Source organism: Hydrogenophaga sp. (genome assembly GCF_041913525.1).
GTDB lineage: Bacteria > Pseudomonadota > Gammaproteobacteria > Burkholderiales > Burkholderiaceae_C > Hydrogenophaga.
Genome location: NZ_JAYSFD010000003.1, coordinates 256,378 through 272,380 on the forward strand (window position 1 = coordinate 256,378; position 16,003 = coordinate 272,380).

A 16,003-nucleotide genomic window follows, 5' to 3' on the forward strand; every position below is an offset into this window, starting at 1 on the left:
CTCGGCCCCTTATCTGTCTGGACTTTCCATGAAACGATTCCAAGTGAAAAAAGTCGCCGTGCTGGGCGCGGGCGTGATGGGCGCGCAAATCGCGGCCCACCTCGTCAACGTGAAGGTGCCGGTGGTGCTGTTTGACCTGCCGGCCAAAGAAGGCCCGAAGAACGGCATCGTGGCCAAGGCCATCGACAACCTGAAGAAGCTCAAGCCCTCGCCCCTGGGCGTGGCGCGCGACGCCGAGCTGATCGGCCAGGCCAACTACGAAGAGCACCTGGCGCAACTGGCCGAGTGCGACCTGATCATCGAGGCCATTGCCGAGCGCATGGACTGGAAGCGCGACCTGTACCAGAAGATCGCGCCGCACGTGGCGCCGCACGCCATCCTGGCGTCCAACACCTCGGGCCTGTCGATCACGCAGTTGTCCGAGGCCCTGCCCGAGGCGCTGCGCCCGCGCTTCTGTGGCATCCACTTCTTCAACCCGCCGCGTTACATGACGCTGGTGGAGTTGATCGCCACGCCCGCCACGCAGCCCGAGATCCTGGACCAGCTTGAGGCCTTCGTGACCACCGGCCTGGGCAAGGGCGTGGTGCGCGCCAAGGACACGCCCAACTTCATCGCCAACCGCATCGGCATCGCCGGTATGTTGTCCACCATGCAAGAGGTGGACCGCTTCGGCCTGACGTTTGACGTGGTGGACGACCTCACCGGCAAGCGCCTGGGCCGCGCCAGCAGTGGCACCTTCCGCACCGCTGACGTGGTGGGCCTGGACACCATGGCCCACGTCATCAAGACGCTGCAAGACAACCTGAGCCTGGAGACCGACCCGTTCTACGGCAGCTTCGGCACGCCACCCGTGCTAAAGGCCCTGATCGAAAAGGGCCACCTGGGCCAGAAGACCAAGGCCGGCTTCTACAAGAAGGTGGGCCGCGACGTGATGCGCTTCGAGCTGGAGAGCGGCGACTACGTGCCCGCCGGCCAGAAGGCCGACGAGGTGTACGGCCGCATGCTCAAGAAGCCCGCCGCCCAGCGCCTGCAACTGCTGCGCAACAGCGAAGGGCCGCAGGGCCAGTTTCTGTGGGCCATTCTGCGCAACAGCTTCCACTACGCGGCCGTGCACCTGGCCAGCATCGCCGAGACCGCGCGCGACGTGGACCAGGCCATGCGCTGGGGCTTCGGCATGAAGCAAGGCCCCTTTGAGCTGTGGCAGGAAGCGGGCTGGCTGGACGTGGCCAAGATGGTTCAGGAAGACATCGACGCCGGCCGTGCGCTGTGCCGCACGCCGCTGCCCGAGTGGGTATTCAAGGGCCCGGTGGCCGAGGCCGGCGGTGTGCACACCGCGCAGGGCTCTTGGAACCCGGGCAAGGGCGTGTTCGAGCCGCGCCGCGAGCTGCCGGTGTACGCGCGCCAGCGCTTCCCCGAGCGCCTGCTGGGCGAGGCCGGCCCCGTGTTCCAGACGGCGGGCAAGACGCTGGAGGAAACCGACAGCGTGCGCGTCTGGACGCTGGACGACGAGGTGGTGATCGCCAGCATCAAGACCAAGATGCACGCCATCAGCCCCGAGGTCTGCGAGGGCCTGATGGCCGCCATCGACCTGGCCGAGGCCGAGTACAAGGGCCTGGTGATCTGGTCGGGCGACGAGCCCTTCAGCGCCGGCGCCGATCTGCAGGCCACGCTGCCGGCCTTCATGGCTGTGGGCGTGGCGGCCATCGAAGACGCCGAGGGCTTCATGCAGCAGATGATGCTGCGCCTGCGCTACGCCCACGTGCCGGTGGTCAGCGCCATTCGCGGCCTGGCCCTGGGCGGTGGCTGCGAACTGGCGGTGTACAGCGCCCGCCGCGTGGCCCACATGGAAAGCTACATCGGCCTGGTGGAAGTGGGCGTGGGCCTGGTGCCGGGTGCCGGTGGCCTGACCTACATCGCGCGCCGCGCGGCCGAGGCCGCCGAGCGATCCACCGGCAAAGACCTGCTGCCCTTCCTCACCGAAGGCTTCACCGCCGCGGCCATGGCCAAGGTGGGCAGCAGCGCCATCGAGTCGCGCCAACTGGGCTACTTGCTGGAAGACGACGTGGTCGTGCCCCACAAGGACGAGCTGCTGCACGTGGCGCTGGGCCAGGCCCGGGCCATGTTCGAGGCCGGTTACCGCCCGCCGCACAAGCGCCTGTTCCCGGTGGCCGGGCGCGATGGCCGCGCCACCATCCTGGGCCAGTTGGTGAACATGCGCGACGGCGGTTTCATCAGCCAGCACGACTTCCACATCGCCAGCCTGATCGCTGGTGTGGTGACCGGTGGCGACGTGGACCCCGGCACCCTGGTGAGCGAGGAATACCTCATGACCCTGGAGCGCCAGGCGTTCTGCTCGCTGATCGCCCACCCCAAGACGCAAGAACGCATCCTGGGCATGCTCAACACCGGCAAGCCCGTGCGGAACTGAGGACACGACCATGAAACAGATCCAAGACGCTTACATCGTCGCCGCCACCCGCACGCCCATTGGTCGTTCCCACAAGGGTTCGTTCAAGCACCTGCGCCCCGATGAGTTGCTGGCCCATGCGCTGCGCGCGGCCATGGCCCAGGTGCCCGGCCTGGACCCCAAGGCCGTGGAAGACGTGATCGCCGGCTGCGCCATTCCCGAGGCCCAGCAAGGCCTGAACGTGGCCCGCGTGGGCGCGGTGCTGGCGGGCCTGCCGCACAGCGTGGGCGGCATCACGGTGAACCGGTTCTGCGCCTCGGGCCTGTCGGCCGTGGCCATGGCGGCCGACCGCATTCGCGTGGGTGAAGCCGAGGTGATGATCGCCGCTGGCGTGGAGAGCATGAGCATGGTGCCCATGATGGGCAACGCGCCCAGCCTGTCGCCGGCCATCTTCGCCAACACCGACAACGTGAACGACTACGGCATCGCCTATGGCATGGGCCTGACGGCCGAGAAGGTGGCGCAGCAGTGGAAGGTGAGCCGCGAGGCGCAAGACGCCTTCGCGCTGCAGTCGCACCAGCGCGCGGTGATCGCCATGCAGAACGGCGAGTTCACCGACGAGATCACGCCGGTGGAGGTGACCGAGCGCCAGGTGAACCTGGAGAGCGCCGAGGTGAGCACCCGCACCCGCACCGTGAGCCTGGACGAAGGCGCGCGCCCCGACACCAGCCTGGAAGGCCTGGCCCGCCTGCGCCCGGTGTTCGCCGCGCGCGGCTCGGTGACGGCCGGCAACAGCTCGCAGACCAGCGACGGCGCGGGCGCGCTGATCCTGGCCAGCGAGGCGGCGGTCAAGCGCTTTGGCCTGACGCCGCTGGCGCGCTTCGTGAGCTACGCCAGCCGTGGCGTGCCGCCGCACATCATGGGCATCGGCCCGGTGGAGGCCATTCCGGCCGCGCTGAAGTACGCCGGCCTGAGCCAGGGCGACATCGACTGGTTCGAGCTGAACGAGGCCTTCGCCGCGCAGTCGCTGGCGGTGGTGAACACGCTCGGCCTAGACCCGGCCAAGGTCAACCCCATGGGCGGCGCCATCGCCCTGGGCCACCCGCTGGGCGCCACCGGTGCCATTCGCTCGGCCACCGTGGTGCACGCCCTGCGCCGCCACCAGAAGCGCTACGGCATGGTGACCATGTGCGTGGGCATGGGCCAGGGCGCCGCCGGCATCTTCGAGCGGGTCTGAGCCTGCCCCGTGGCCGGGCGGTCACGCACACGACTTCGCCCGGCCTCGCCTCCCTTCACACTCTCGGCCATGAGCACACATCCCTTCGATCACGCCATTGCCTTGCAGCCCCTGGGGGGTGACCGTTTCGCGGGGGCTACCTCGCCGGCCTACGCCAACATGGTCGGGCCCTTCGGTGGGGTGAGCGCGGCCACGCTGCTCAACGCGGTGATGCAGCACCCCCAGCGCCTGGGCGACCCGGTGGCCCTCACGGTGAACTTCGCGGCGGCCGTGGCCGATGGCGCGTTTGAGGTGGTGGCGCGCCCGGTGCGCACCAACCGCTCCACCCAGCACTGGGTGGTGGAGTTGCACCAGGGGGGCGAGGTGGCGTCCACCGCCACGGTGGTCACGGCGGTGGAGCGCGAGACCTGGGCGGTGCAAGACCACGCCATGCCCGACGTGCCCGCGCCCGAGGCGGTGCCCCGCCCGGCGCGACGCGCCATGGTGGAATGGGTGAGCCGCTACGACATGCGCTTCATCGAAGGCGAGTTGCCCACCGAGTGGGACGGCTCGGGCAGCAGCAGCCGCACCCAGGTGTGGATTCGCGACGCCCAGCCGCGCGCGCTCGATGCCTGCAGCACCGCCTCGATGGCCGATGGCTTCTTTCCTCGCGTGTGGCTGCGCCGCGCCACCATGGTGCCGGTGGGCACGGTGTCGATGACGGTGTACTTTCACGCCGGCGCGGCCGAGATGGCCAGCACCGGCACGGGCTGGCTGCTGGGGCAGGCGCAGGCCCAGGTGTTTCGCCATGGCTTTGCCGACCAGCAAGCCCAGCTCTGGAACGAAGCCGGCCAGTTGCTGGCCACCACGCACCAGATCGTCTATTACAAGTCTTGAGCGCGGGCCCCGGGCCTCAGGGCCGGCCCAGGAACAGGTAGAGGCCGGTGTAGCCGCGCGGGGCGCTCACGATGCTCAGGTACAGCGGCCCGATGCCGGTGTCGGCCCCCACGAACAGGCTGGAGCCCGTGCGCAGGCTGCGCCACGAGATGTCGCGCCGCTCGGTCCAGGCGTTGCCGGCCTCCAGTGAGCCGCCCACGAACAGCGCACGCGCCACGCCCGCGTCCCAGGGCAGGCGCTGGTAGTAGGTGAGGCGGCCAAACAGCAAGTAGTTGCCCGCCACCTGGCCCACGCGGTAGCCCGAGAGCTGCTGGAAGCCGCCCAGCGAGTACTCGTCCACCGCGCCCAGGGGAATCTGGCTGGCGTAGGCCATGCGGGCGCCCACGTTGAGCGTGTGCACGCCCCAGGTCTTGGCGCCGGTGAAGGCGCCCTCCACGCGCGAGAACGTGGAACTGGGCGCGCGGTTGTAGCTGCGCCGGCCCACCACCACCTCGCCCAGTGCCCGGTAACCCGAGGAGGGGAAGTTGGCGTAGTCGAGCTGGTCGGCCATGACGGCCGCGCGCAAGCCCGCTTCGCGCCAGCGCAAGGTGTAGATCGAGCTGGAGGGCACAGCGCCCGAGACCAGTTCGGGCTCGGCGCTGCGCTGCTGGCCCACCACGCCCAGGCGCATGTCGCCAATGACGCCGCGCAGGCCGATGGGCCAGCCGATGTCCACACCCACGCGGGCGCTGGCGCGCTGCACCAGGGCTCGCGCGGCGCCGTCGGCGTCGTACAGCTCGAACTTGCGCAAGCTGGCGTCGATGTAGGCCGACACAAAGCGGTCGTTGGCCAGGGTGAGCGGCTGGTAGATCTCGGAGTAGAGCCCGGTGGTCTCGCCCAGTTGCAGTCGGTTGCGCCACTCCGCGCCCTCGTCGTTGAGCCAGTGGCGGTTGTGGCTGATGCGCAGGTTGAAACCGCCCTGGCCCTGGAAGTCGGTGCGCAGGTCAAGCCCCACGCGCAAGTAGTTGGGGCCCCAATGGTTTTCGCGCAATTGAATGGCGAGGTCTTCCTGGTCGGTGCCGGCGCGGCGGGTGAGGGTGTAGTCCACCCGCTCGTAGTCGCCCATGGCCGCCAGTTCCTGCAGGTCTTTCTCCAGCCGGCCAATGTCGATGCGCTCGCCCAACTGGGTGTCGATGGCCGTGGCCAGGCGCTCGGCACGCGCTTCGCTCACGCCTTCGAACTGGATGCTGGCCAGCAGACCGATGCGGTCGGAATTGGCGCGCACCTGATCGGCGCGGGTTTGTGTCCAGGCCGTGTAGGCCGTTGGCTCGACGGCGAAACGGGCCAGTGCCTCGCGCACGGTGCGGGCGTAGTCGTTGCCCAGCTTCACCAGCTCGGGGGCACGCGCGAAATCGGCAGAGGTGAGCGTGCCCAGGGGCGGCGCCAGCAGCAAGTCGTCGCGGGTGAGGGTGGCGATGCTGGCCTGCACGTTCTGCTCGGTGAGGATGTTCACCATCTGCGCGGTGATGCCCAGCACGCTGCCCAGGGTATCGCGCCCGGCCAGTGGCGTGCCGATGTTCACCGCGATCACCACCTGCGCGCCCATCTGGCGCGCCACGTCCACCGGCAGGTTGTTCACCAGACCGCCATCGCCCAGGATGCGGCCGTCGATCTCCAGTGGCGAGAACACGCCTGGCACCGACATGCTGGCCCGCAGCGCGGCGGCCAGGTCGCCCCGGTCCATCACCACCGCCTGGCCGGTTTCCATGTCGGTGGCCACGGCGCGAAAGCGGGTGGGCAGTTGGTCGAAGGTGTCGAGGTGGCGGGTGGACAGGGTGTAGCGGCGCAGCAGCATCTCCAGCGAGCGGCTGGACACCGCGCCTCGCGGCAGCCGGAACTCGCCGTCGCGAAAGCCCAGTTGCAGCACCGGCGACATCTCGAAGTCTTCTTCCTTGCGGCGCTGCGACAGCAACTGGCGCGGCTCGCGGCTGTTGAACAGGCCACCCCATTCCACCGCCAGGATTTCGCGCTCCAGTTGCTCGGCCGTCATGCCGCTGGCGTACAGCCCACCCACGATGGCGCCCATCGAGGTGCCCACGATCAAGTCCACCGGCACGCGGGCGGCCTCCAGCGCCTTGAGCACGCCCACGTGGGCGAAACCCCGCGCCCCGCCACCTGAGAGCACCAGGCCCACCACCGGCCGCGTGGGCGATGCGGGGGTGGCGGCGGGCGTGCCTTGGCTCGCGGTCTGGGCCAGCGCCCAGGGGCTGGCCAGCCAGGTCAAGGTGAGGCACAGGACAAGGGGCAGGCAGCGCGAGCGCGCAAGGGAAAACAAAGGCATGGCGGTTGACGGGGGCGGGCAGGGCGCCAGTGTAGGGCGGCCCAGAGGGCATGTGTGTGTCGCGTGGCGGGCATTCCCGGGCCTGTGCGCCCGGGTCTTCGTGTTAACTTGCAGGCCCTGTTTCCAACCCCCCATCCCCAACCCTTTACCCGCGTCACACCATGAGCAGCGACATCCTTGCCCACACCGAAGCCGGTGTCTGCACCATCACCTTCAACCGCCTGGACAAGAAGAATTCCATCACCGCCGCCATGTACGCCGCGCTGGCCGACGCACTGGACGCGGCCCAGGCCGACGGCGCGGTGCGGTGCGTGGTCTTTCAGGGCCACGAAACCATTTTTTCCGCTGGTAACGACATCGCCGACTTCCTGAACCAGCCGCCCTCGGGCGACGACGCGCCGGTGTTCCGTTTCCTGCGCGCGCTGGCGCAGTTTCCCAAGCCGGTGATCGCGGCCGTGAGCGGCCCGGCGGTGGGCATCGGCACCACCATGCTGTTCCACTGCGACCTGGTCTACGCAGGCGACAACGCGGCCTTCTCCATGCCCTTCGTGAACCTGGGCCTGTGCCCCGAGGCCGCGTCCAGTCTGCTGGTGCCGCAAATGCTGGGTTACCACCGCGCGGCCGAGGCGCTGCTGCTGGGCGAGCCCTTCATGGCCGAGGCCGCGCTGGAGGTGGGCCTGGTCAACCGCGTGGTGCCGCCCACCGAGGCCAATGCCTACGCCCAGGCCACGGCGCGCAAGCTGGCGGCCAAGCCGCTGTCGGCCTTGCTGGAGACCAAGCGCCTGATGAAGAAGGGCCAGATGGCGCAGGTGCTGGCCGTGATGGCCGAAGAGGCCCAGAGCTTTGGCCGCATGCTGCGCGAACCGGCGGCCAAAGAAGCGTTCTCCGCTTTCATGGAGCGGCGCAAGCCCGATTTCTCGAAGGTGTGAGCCCATCCCCTGGGCGGCTCGTTTAAGGTGTCGACCAGGGGACGCCGGGTGGCGGCGTGTGTCGAAGCGTAGGGGACGTCCAGGCAATCGGTGCTTGGTCGGCCACCACAGGAAGGACCTTCGACGTGATACCTCAAGACGATCCCACGGCAGCGCAGCAACCGGTGGCCGTGCTGCGTGCCGCACTCGATATCTGGGTAGCCCATACCGGCGCGGACATGTCGCCGCACGACCAGCAAGACCCTATTCGCGGCCTGCCTGCCAATGGGGGGATCTGCTGGCCGAACCGATTCGTCACCACGTGCGATCTGGTTCGACCCTGATTGACCTCAACCCGCACAGGCAGCTGCTCCGCCTGATGTCGGGAGGAGCCCGTGCCGCCTTGGCCTTTCTTCAAGCATCGGGCCTGCTGGGCGGCACGCAGCTGGCATGGCCCGAGGATCTGAGTCCCGCGGGCGCGCCAGCGGTTCAACTTGACGTCTCTTCAGATGACGATGCCGATGACACCCCCAATTGAGTCGGTCCATCGCGCGCACCGGCCCGCCCACGATGGCGTCTCCCAAGCTGGGCGAATTGGTCATTGCTGAAATCAAAGGAACTGTTTCGATGGAACAAACACCCACAAACCCGACATGGGAGCAGGCCATGCAGAGCTGGGCCCGATTTGCGCAGCAAGACCTCGAGCGCGAGTTTTCTGCCAGCCCTAATGGATTGGAAGACACCGCTCGCCGTTTGCTGCTGGACCGGTCTGCCCATGACCTGCAGCGCCTGCTGCAGACGGCGCGCGAGGCGGTTCAGGGCCAGAGCGATTGCATTGACTGGACTGCCTGCTCAGGAGTCGTCAACCGAATGACGCAAGCTGCACGTCGGCGCTTGGCTGACCTTGATGCCCTTGGCGTGCTGCCCCTTCCGGTGCGATGGCCTCCGGAATGGGCAACATGCCTGGTGCGAGATGCCGCGGACCCCGGTGGCTGGCGAACGCCTGCGACGCAGCCTGGCACCCCTCGCGGGCCCGGCGATGATTCGTCAACTGATGCTGCTTGAACGGTGGCGCGCCGCTTTCTCAACGGGCCGTTGGTGCCCACTGGTGCCGGATGCCCTAGCGAGTTTCGGAGGGGACACCGCGCTGTGCGGGGTCACCCATGGGAGCTGCTCACCGGCCATGGTGGCCGGTGGGCGAGCCTGTCAATTGAGCTGTCACCATGGAAGACCCTCGTGTTCCCTGTCTCTCTGCATCGCCCCAAGACTTTGGCAACCCGCCTGCACCTGTTTCGCGGGCTGATCAGATGGTTCAATGGCGTCGCGATGCCCTGGACCACTACCGCCAGGGGCTGAGAGCCTTGCCGGCGGGCCGAGGACCACACACCCTGGCCTCCGAGGACCGTTGCCAATCTGCTTTGTCTGAACTGCTCGACTGCGTCTTGCGCCAGCTGGAGGTTGGCGAGGCGGTGCTAGACCTGCGCACGCATGGCGCCTTGTTGAACGATTTGCCCGGACGCGATGTCTCGATGCTGCAATGGATCCTCAGCGGAGGCGGTCCAGGCATGGTCGTGGTCTGGTGGCCCAATGAGTTTCTTCGGGCTTGGAGAGGCAGCCCCGCACTTCTGTCGTTTTGTGCAACACCGGAGCCGACGGACGCCCTGTGTCTTCAAGACCAGGGTGCAAGCGAGTCAAATGACGCGACTGAGTCCACGGACGACGACAACGACACCGATCAGGCTCTCTTCGCACGTCGGGATGCGCAGGGGCAACGAGACATGTTGCTCAATTACTGGTGTTGTCGATGGTTCGAGCGCAACGAGCCGCAGTTGACTGACACCACCCGCCTGACCAATCGGCAATGGCTGGATGTGCTCGAAGTGTTGGAGCGAATTCGGCTGCAAGGTGGCAGGCAGAAGCTGGTGGTGGAGCTGTCAGCACAGTGGCCGGCTGCTCTGGTGCTTTCGCTGAATCAGTTGATCCTGGGATTGCGTGAGCAGATCGCGAATCGTCATTTGGGCGTGGCCGACATCGAGTGGCGTGTGGTCGACCCCGATGTGCCAGACGCCCTAAGATCGTCCGATGCCTACCTGGGTTTGTGCGAGTTCAAGGTAGCGCTTGGCGATGTGGCCCGGGAGCTGAAAGCATGGGTCGCTGCAAAGGAGGCTGCTTTGCCCTGGCAAATGTCAGCTCAGGCATTTGCCAAATCGAAGATTGCGTCCAGTTGTGTGGCATTGACTGCCGCCAAGCAGCAATTGCTGGAGGCGCTGGACAAGATGCACGATGGTCAGGGCGCCTGTGTGGATCTGTCGCCGTGGGCGTGCGAAGTCTGGTTCAAGGAACTGCGCCAGCACTGGACCAAGTGGGTCACGGCTCGGGCATGGCCTCTGGTGTTTGGCGTGCTGACGTTGGTCTGGGGCTGATGCGTGCTTGACTGCCTGTTGCCGTCGTCAGCGCAGGCCCAGTGCGGCCAGGCCGTCGCGGGTCTGGGGCGACACGGCGGCCAGCACCTGTTGCAGTGACGTGCGGTGGCGCGCCAGCAGCCGCGCCGAGGCCACGCCGCGCGAGCGGCAGAAGCGGTGGCAGGTGTGCTGGAACAGCAGCAGCTCGGCGCTCAGGCGAAAAGCCCGGTCGCGCTCGCTCAGGCCCTCGGCGTTGGCGGCCACCTGGGCCACACCGTCGGCGTGCACGCGCAGCGCGGCGCGCAGGTCAAAGCAGGCGCCGGGCAGCAGCTTGGGCATCAGGGGCAGGGCCATGGGCCAGGCGCTGGCGCGGGTGCTGGCGGCGTCGAGCTGGGCCACGTCGCGGGCCAGGGTGTCGAGCTGTTGCACCAGGCGGGCTTCATGCCCCTGCAGCACCTGCCAGACGGCCTGGCGGCGCTGGGGGTCGTCTTCGCCCATGGCGCGCAGGTAGCCGTCGGTCAGGGTTTCGAGCAGCGATTCGATTTGCAGCGGCTGCAGGCAGCGGCCCAGCAGGGCCACGCGGCGCGCCTGTTCGGCGCGGTTGAGCACCAGGCCCACGATGGCGCCCATCAGCAAGGTGAGAGAAAGATCCATGGGGGGTATTGTCCCCGCAGCCCGTTGTCCGCCCCGCGACAGCGGTGCCTCTATTTTTGCCGAGCGTTTGCTTGCTGAAAATCGGGGCCGCTGCTAAGGTGCGGCCACGTATGCCCGCCACACCCCCGACCGACTTTCCTGACGCCCCCGATGCCACGCGGCGCACCCGCGGTCGCCCGCGCAAGACGCTGGACGAGCGCGACGATGGCAACCGCCGCCAGGCCTTGCTGCAGGCGGCGGCCCACCTCTTTCGACAGCAGGGCTTCGCTGGCACCAGCACGCGCGACATTGCGGCGGCCGCCGGCATGCAGGCGGGCTCGCCCTTTTACCACTTCGAGAACAAACAGGCCTTGCTGGCCGGGGTGATGCTGGAGGGCATGCAGCGCGCGGTGGAACACCAGCGCCAGGCCCTGGCGCAGGCCGATGCCGCCGGCCAAGTGGACGCCCGCCAGCGCCTGCGCGTGCTGGTGCGGGCGCACTTCGATGTGCTGCTGGGCCCGCAAAGCGACTTCGTGCCGGTGATGCTGTACGAGTGGCGTTCGCTCTCGGCCGGGCAACGCGCCGAGGTCAATCGCCTGCGCAGCGCCTACGAGGCCGCGTGGCTGCCGGTGCTGCAGGCCTTGCACGCCAGCGGCGCCTTGCGCGGTGACCCGGGCCTGGCCCGCCTGCTGATCTTCGGTGCGCTGAACTGGTCGGCCCAGTGGTTCGATGCGCGCGGCCGCGCCACGCTGGACGAACTCACCGACACCGCCCTGACCCTGTTTTTGCGAGACGCCGTCTGAGCGTCGCTTTCACCACCCGAAGGAGACCACCCGTGCAGTTCACCCACACCCATCGCGAGATCCAGAACACGCTCAAGCGCTTCATTGACGAGGAGATCAACCCCCATGTGGACGAATGGGAAGCCGCCGAGATGTTCCCGGCGCACGAGGTTTTCAAGAAGCTGGGCAACCTGGGCCTGCTGGGCCTGACCAAGCCCGAGGCCTATGGCGGTGCCGGTCTGGACTACAGCTACAGCATTGCCATGGCCGAGGCGCTGGGCCACATCGACTGCGGCGGCATTCCCATGGCCATCGGTGTGCAGACCGACATGTGCACCCCGGCGCTGGCGCGCTTTGGCAGCGAGGAACTCAAGCGCGAGTTCCTGGCGCCGGCCATCGCCGGCGATGCCGTGGGCTGCATCGGCGTGAGCGAGCCCGGTGCGGGCAGCGACGTGGCGGGCATCAAGACGGTGGCCCGAAAAGACGGCGACGACTACGTGATCAGCGGCCAGAAGATGTGGATCACCAACAGCCTGCAGGCCGACTGGATGTGCATGCTGGTCAACACCGGCGAGGGCCCGGTGCACAAGAACAAGAGCCTGGTCATCGTGCCGCTGCGCGAGAACGGCAAGCTGCGCCCGGGCATCGAGATCGGCAAGAAGATCAAGAAGATCGGCATGAACAGCAGCGACACCGGCCTGCTGTACTTTGACGAGGTGCGCGTGCCGCAGCGAAACCGCATTGGCGCCGAGGGCCAGGGCTTCATCTACCAGATGCAGCAGTTCCAGGAAGAGCGCCTGTGGTGCGCCGCCAGTTGCCTGCAGAGCCTGACCAACTGCATCCAGTGGACGGTGGAGTGGGCGCAAGACCGCAAGCTGTTTGGCTCGTCGCTGGCCGACCAGCAATGGGTGCAGTTCAAGCTGGCCGAGGTGAAAACCGAGGTGGAGGCGCTGCGCGCGCTCACCTACCAGGCCTGCGAGCACTACGTGGCCGGCGAAGACGTGACCGAGTGGGCCACCATGGCCAAGCTCAAGGCCGGGCGCCTGAACCGCCTGGTGCCCGACACCTGCCTGCAGTTCTGGGGCGGCATGGGCTTCACCTGGGAAAACAAAGTCTCGCGCCAGTTTCGCGACGGTCGCCTCGCCTCCATCGGCGGCGGCGCCGACGAGGTGATGCTGGGCATCCTCAGCAAAATCATGGGCATCGCCAAGCGCCCCGTTTCCGCCTGATCGTCTCTCACATGAACAAGACCCCACCACCCGCCGAGTTCGAGCCCGAGTTTGTCCAGGGCCTGACCACCATCTTTGAAGAAAAGGTTGTCTTCAACCAGGTACTGGGCCTGAAGATCCTGAAGATCCTGCCCGACCGGGTGGAGGCGCGCATCGACATGAAGCCCCAGTTGGTGGGGCACTTTGCCCACAACCGCATCCATGGCGGCGTCATCAGCGCCGGGCTGGACGCCATGGGCGGTTTGGCGGTGATGGCGGCCATCGGCGCGCGCCACATGGACGAGCCACCCGAGCAGCGCCTGATGCGCTTCACCAAGCTCGGCACGATTGACCTGCGCATCGACTACCTGCGCCCCGGCATCGGTGAGCACTTCACCATCCACGCCGAGGTGATGCGCCTGGGCTCTCGCGTGGCCAGCACCCGCATGGAGTTTCGCGGGGCGGACGGCAAGCTGCTGTCCACCGGCGCGGGTGCGTACATCGTGAGCTGAGGCTGGGTTGGTCCGAGGCGGGGCGCCTGCCTGGGGTTTTACTTACGACTTGCTGATTACTTCTTCATAAAAAATAATTAAAAAGAATACACTTCGGCCGCTCTTTGACGGAGCGCCGATGGGCACCCAGGCCAGTCGGCCTGTTCAACCTTTTTGGAAGGTGGTGCCGCATGTGGCTCTCCCAAACCTCTCCCACTGAACGACGCACATTGACCGCCACTTACGCTGGCTACGCGGTCGATGGCTTCGATCACATGATCTACACGTTCCTGATTCCGACCCTCATCACCTTCTGGGGGTTGAGCAAGGCGCAGGCGGGCTACATCGCCACGGGGGCCTTGCTCACCTCGGCTGTCGGGGGCTGGCTGGCAGGCGTGCTGGCCGATCGTTACGGCCGGGTGAGGGTGCTGCAGTGGACGGTGGTCTGGTTCGCGCTGTTCACCTTTCTCAGCGGGTTCACGCAGTCGTACGAACAGCTCTTCTTCACCCGGGCGATGCAAGGCCTGGGCATGGGGGGCGAATGGGCAGTGGGCTCGGTGCTGATCGCTGAAACCATCCAGGCCCGTCACCGTGGCAAGGCAGTGGGCCTGGTGCAGAGCAGCTGGGCCATTGGCTGGGCCGCTTCGGCCCTGGCGTTCTGGGGTCTGTACGCTGTGTTGCCGCCCGAGCAGGCCTGGCGCGCCCTGTTCTGGGTGGGCATCCTGCCGGCCCTGCTCATCGTCTACATCCGCCGCAACGTGGAGGACCCCCCGATCTACCTGGAGACCGTGCGCAAGACGCAGGGCATGCGCAGTGGTGCGCATTTCCTGGGCATCTTCCGCCGCGAATGGCTGCTCACCACCGTGCTGGCCAGCCTGCTGGCCACCGGCATGCAAGGGGCCTATTACTCGGTCACCACCTGGCTGCCCACTTACCTCAAGACCGAGCGGCACTTGTCGGTGTTCGGCACCAGTGGCTACTTGTTGGTGCTGATCGCCGGCTCGCTGGCGGGTTACCTGTGCAGCGCCTGGCTCAACGACGCCATTGGCCGCCGCCGCTGCTTTCTGCTGTTCGCCTCGATGGGGGCGGTGCTGGTGCTCTCGTACACGCAGATGCCCATTACCAACGAGTGGATGATGGTGCTGGGCTTTCCGCTGGGTTTCTTCCTTTCGGGCATCTTCTCAGGCATGGGTGCTTTTTTGGCCGAACTGTTTCCCAATGAATTGCGTGGCTCGGGGCAGGGCTTTTGCTACAACGTGGGGCGGGCCATCGGTGCGGCCTTTCCAGCCCTCATTGGTGTGTGGAGCGCGAATGGCAACCTGGGGGTGATTCTGGGGTTGGCCGCGGCCGCCTGCTACGGCCTGGTCATCGTGACCGCCCTCCTGCTGCCTGAGACGCGCGGTCGGGAATTGCAAGAGATCGGCCCGCTTTCCAGCTGAAGCCCGTCCCACTCTTGCCGCAGTGGTGGAGAGGAAGACAAAAAAAGCCCGCGCAGAGCGCGGGCTTTGAATTCGCCGGGGTGTCGCAGTCCCGGCGAGCGCATAAGCGGTCAGCCCGTCACTTCATGTACTCGGACACCACCTTCCAGCGGCCGCCTTGCAGCTGCGACAGGCGGGTGGCATTGCTGCCCAGGCGCTTGGTGGAGGTGAAGGTCATCTCAGCCGAGCCGAAGATGTCCGGCGGAATGGTGGTGCTGTCCATGGCCTTGATGAAACTGTCTGTGCTGAGGCCAGGCCCAGCCTTGCCAGCAGCGCGCAGGAAGGCGTCCACCGCGCTGTAGCCGTACACCGAGAACACCGTCGGGTCTTCGTTGAACTTGGTCTTGTACTTGTTGGCCCAGAAGCGAATGGGTTGTGCCGCCTCGTCCAGGTAGGGGTGCTGCACCGTCATGGTGGCGTAGAGGCCATCCATGGCGGGGCCACCCAGCTTGTGGATCAGGTCGGTGTAGGCCGCGCTAGAGCCCAGGAAGGCGGGCTTGAAGCCCAGGCGTTGGGCAGTGGCGATGGCGCCGATGGTCTCGCGGATGATGGTGCCCAGCACCACGAAGTCGCACTGGCTGGACTGCAGCTTCTGCATCTGCGAAGAAAAGTCGGTGGCGCCGCGCTTGTAGGTGGTCTCTTCGGCCAGCTTCATGTTCATGGCCTTCAGGCCATCGTCCGCGCCGCGCTTGACCTCAAGCCCGAACTCGTCGTCCTGGTACATGATGCAGACCTTCTGCGCCTTCTTCTCCTGCACCAGCTTGGGCAGGGCCAGGCGAATCTGGTCGTAGTAGGTGGCGGCGAACGAGTACTTGAGCTTGTGGAAGGGCTCGTACATTTCGCGCGCGGCCGTCACCGGGAAGAAGTTGATCACGTTCTTCGGGAACTGCACCTGCATGGCGGCGATGTTTTGCGCCGTGCCGATGTGGCCCACCATGGCGAAGATCTTGTCCTGGTTGACCAGCTTCTGCGCGGCCAGCACGGCCTTCTTCGGGTCGTAGGACGAGTCTTCCACCAGCAGTCTGACCTTGCGGCCGTTCACGCCGCCCTGCTCGTTGGCCTCGTCCACGCGCAGCATCATGCCCAGGCGAACCTGCTTGCCGAAGCCCGCCAGCGGGCCAGAGAGGTCTTGGATGGAACCGATGACGATTTCGTCTTTGGTCACGCCCTGCGACTGGGCCATCGCCGATCCCGCGGCCATGGCCATGGCCAGGGCGGCCGTGAGGGTGAGCTGGTGTTTCATGCCGTGTGTCTCCTGTGT

The 16,003-nt window shown here is 66.9% G+C and carries 13 protein-coding genes; 10 read left to right on the forward strand and 3 right to left on the reverse strand.

What is annotated here, in order from left to right; translation table 11 throughout:
- Nucleotides 1–28: 28 nt before the first annotated feature.
- The 3 genes from ACE3RQ_RS06180 to ACE3RQ_RS06190 all read left to right on the forward strand — a co-directional run bounded on the left by ACE3RQ_RS06180 (nucleotide 29) and on the right by ACE3RQ_RS06190 (nucleotide 4,520).
- Nucleotides 29–2,428 (forward strand): 3-hydroxyacyl-CoA dehydrogenase NAD-binding domain-containing protein, encoded by a 2,400-nt coding sequence (locus tag ACE3RQ_RS06180; RefSeq protein ID WP_374520966.1) that lies wholly within the window; start codon nucleotides 29–31, stop codon nucleotides 2,426–2,428.
- Between the two features lie 10 nt (nucleotides 2,429–2,438).
- On the forward strand, nucleotides 2,439–3,644 hold the full coding sequence (locus ACE3RQ_RS06185; protein WP_374520968.1) for an acetyl-CoA C-acyltransferase: 1,206 nt from the start codon (nucleotides 2,439–2,441) through the stop codon (nucleotides 3,642–3,644).
- 69 nt (nucleotides 3,645–3,713) lie between these two features.
- Nucleotides 3,714–4,520, forward strand: a complete 807-nt coding sequence (locus ACE3RQ_RS06190; protein WP_374520970.1) for an acyl-CoA thioesterase — start codon at nucleotides 3,714–3,716, stop codon at nucleotides 4,518–4,520.
- 16 nt (nucleotides 4,521–4,536) lie between these two features.
- Here ACE3RQ_RS06190 and ACE3RQ_RS06195 read toward each other — a convergent pair whose 3' ends face one another.
- Complete coding sequence (locus ACE3RQ_RS06195) at nucleotides 4,537–6,840, reverse strand: patatin-like phospholipase family protein (protein WP_374520972.1); 2,304 nt, start codon at nucleotides 6,838–6,840, stop codon at nucleotides 4,537–4,539.
- A 161-nt stretch (nucleotides 6,841–7,001) separates the two neighbouring features.
- On the opposite strand from ACE3RQ_RS06195, the gene ACE3RQ_RS06200 reads away from it, so the two are divergent.
- The 3 genes from ACE3RQ_RS06200 to ACE3RQ_RS06210 all read left to right on the forward strand — a co-directional run bounded on the left by ACE3RQ_RS06200 (nucleotide 7,002) and on the right by ACE3RQ_RS06210 (nucleotide 10,171).
- Nucleotides 7,002–7,769, forward strand: a complete 768-nt coding sequence (locus ACE3RQ_RS06200) for an enoyl-CoA hydratase (protein ID WP_374520974.1) — start codon at nucleotides 7,002–7,004, stop codon at nucleotides 7,767–7,769.
- A gap of 549 nt (nucleotides 7,770–8,318) precedes the next feature.
- Nucleotides 8,319–8,813 (forward strand): hypothetical protein, encoded by a 495-nt coding sequence (locus ACE3RQ_RS06205; RefSeq protein WP_374520975.1) that lies wholly within the window; start codon nucleotides 8,319–8,321, stop codon nucleotides 8,811–8,813.
- 158 nt (nucleotides 8,814–8,971) lie between these two features.
- On the forward strand, nucleotides 8,972–10,171 hold the full coding sequence (locus ACE3RQ_RS06210; protein WP_374520977.1) for a hypothetical protein: 1,200 nt from the start codon (nucleotides 8,972–8,974) through the stop codon (nucleotides 10,169–10,171).
- A 27-nt stretch (nucleotides 10,172–10,198) separates the two neighbouring features.
- Here ACE3RQ_RS06210 and ACE3RQ_RS06215 read toward each other — a convergent pair whose 3' ends face one another.
- Nucleotides 10,199–10,804, reverse strand: a complete 606-nt coding sequence (locus ACE3RQ_RS06215) for a hypothetical protein (RefSeq protein ID WP_374520979.1) — start codon at nucleotides 10,802–10,804, stop codon at nucleotides 10,199–10,201.
- Between the two features lie 110 nt (nucleotides 10,805–10,914).
- Between ACE3RQ_RS06215 and ACE3RQ_RS06220 the strand changes: the two genes are divergently transcribed.
- The 4 genes from ACE3RQ_RS06220 (at nucleotide 10,915) to ACE3RQ_RS06235 (ending at nucleotide 14,703) form a co-directional block, all read left to right on the forward strand.
- On the forward strand, nucleotides 10,915–11,586 hold the full coding sequence (locus ACE3RQ_RS06220; RefSeq protein WP_374520981.1) for a TetR family transcriptional regulator: 672 nt from the start codon (nucleotides 10,915–10,917) through the stop codon (nucleotides 11,584–11,586).
- 32 nt (nucleotides 11,587–11,618) lie between these two features.
- The gene (locus ACE3RQ_RS06225; RefSeq protein WP_374520983.1) at nucleotides 11,619–12,794 is read left to right on the forward strand and encodes an acyl-CoA dehydrogenase family protein; all 1,176 of its coding nucleotides are present in this window, start codon (nucleotides 11,619–11,621) and stop codon (nucleotides 12,792–12,794) included.
- Between the two features lie 11 nt (nucleotides 12,795–12,805).
- Nucleotides 12,806–13,285: a thioesterase family protein gene (locus tag ACE3RQ_RS06230; RefSeq protein WP_374520985.1), complete on the forward strand. Its 480-nt coding sequence runs from the start codon at nucleotides 12,806–12,808 to the stop codon at nucleotides 13,283–13,285.
- Nucleotides 13,286–13,455: 170 nt separating this feature from the next.
- Nucleotides 13,456–14,703, forward strand: coding sequence for an MFS transporter (locus ACE3RQ_RS06235; RefSeq protein ID WP_374520987.1), 1,248 nt, complete (start codon nucleotides 13,456–13,458; stop codon nucleotides 14,701–14,703).
- 118 nt (nucleotides 14,704–14,821) lie between these two features.
- Here ACE3RQ_RS06235 and ACE3RQ_RS06240 read toward each other — a convergent pair whose 3' ends face one another.
- Nucleotides 14,822–15,985 (reverse strand): ABC transporter substrate-binding protein, encoded by a 1,164-nt coding sequence (locus tag ACE3RQ_RS06240; protein ID WP_374520989.1) that lies wholly within the window; start codon nucleotides 15,983–15,985, stop codon nucleotides 14,822–14,824.
- Nucleotides 15,986–16,003: the final 18 nt, after the last annotated feature.

What these genes read in the sequence shown, in the direction of transcription:
- ACE3RQ_RS06215 (WP_374520979.1), bottom strand. Translation starts at nt 10,804, where the DNA reads ATGGATCTTTCTCTCACCTTGCTGATGGGCGCCATCGTGGGCCTGGTG.
- ACE3RQ_RS06210 (WP_374520977.1), top strand. Translation starts at nt 8,972, where the DNA reads ATGGAAGACCCTCGTGTTCCCTGTCTCTCTGCATCGCCCCAAGACTTT.
- ACE3RQ_RS06230 (WP_374520985.1), top strand. Translation starts at nt 12,806, where the DNA reads ATGAACAAGACCCCACCACCCGCCGAGTTCGAGCCCGAGTTTGTCCAG.
- ACE3RQ_RS06185 (WP_374520968.1), top strand. Translation starts at nt 2,439, where the DNA reads ATGAAACAGATCCAAGACGCTTACATCGTCGCCGCCACCCGCACGCCC.
- ACE3RQ_RS06190 (WP_374520970.1), top strand. Translation starts at nt 3,714, where the DNA reads ATGAGCACACATCCCTTCGATCACGCCATTGCCTTGCAGCCCCTGGGG.
- ACE3RQ_RS06200 (WP_374520974.1), top strand. Translation starts at nt 7,002, where the DNA reads ATGAGCAGCGACATCCTTGCCCACACCGAAGCCGGTGTCTGCACCATC.
- ACE3RQ_RS06220 (WP_374520981.1), top strand. Translation starts at nt 10,915, where the DNA reads ATGCCCGCCACACCCCCGACCGACTTTCCTGACGCCCCCGATGCCACG.
- ACE3RQ_RS06235 (WP_374520987.1), top strand. Translation starts at nt 13,456, where the DNA reads ATGTGGCTCTCCCAAACCTCTCCCACTGAACGACGCACATTGACCGCC.
- ACE3RQ_RS06205 (WP_374520975.1), top strand. Translation starts at nt 8,319, where the DNA reads ATGGCGTCTCCCAAGCTGGGCGAATTGGTCATTGCTGAAATCAAAGGA.
- ACE3RQ_RS06180 (WP_374520966.1), top strand. Translation starts at nt 29, where the DNA reads ATGAAACGATTCCAAGTGAAAAAAGTCGCCGTGCTGGGCGCGGGCGTG.
- ACE3RQ_RS06195 (WP_374520972.1), bottom strand. Translation starts at nt 6,840, where the DNA reads ATGCCTTTGTTTTCCCTTGCGCGCTCGCGCTGCCTGCCCCTTGTCCTG.
- ACE3RQ_RS06240 (WP_374520989.1), bottom strand. Translation starts at nt 15,985, where the DNA reads ATGAAACACCAGCTCACCCTCACGGCCGCCCTGGCCATGGCCATGGCC.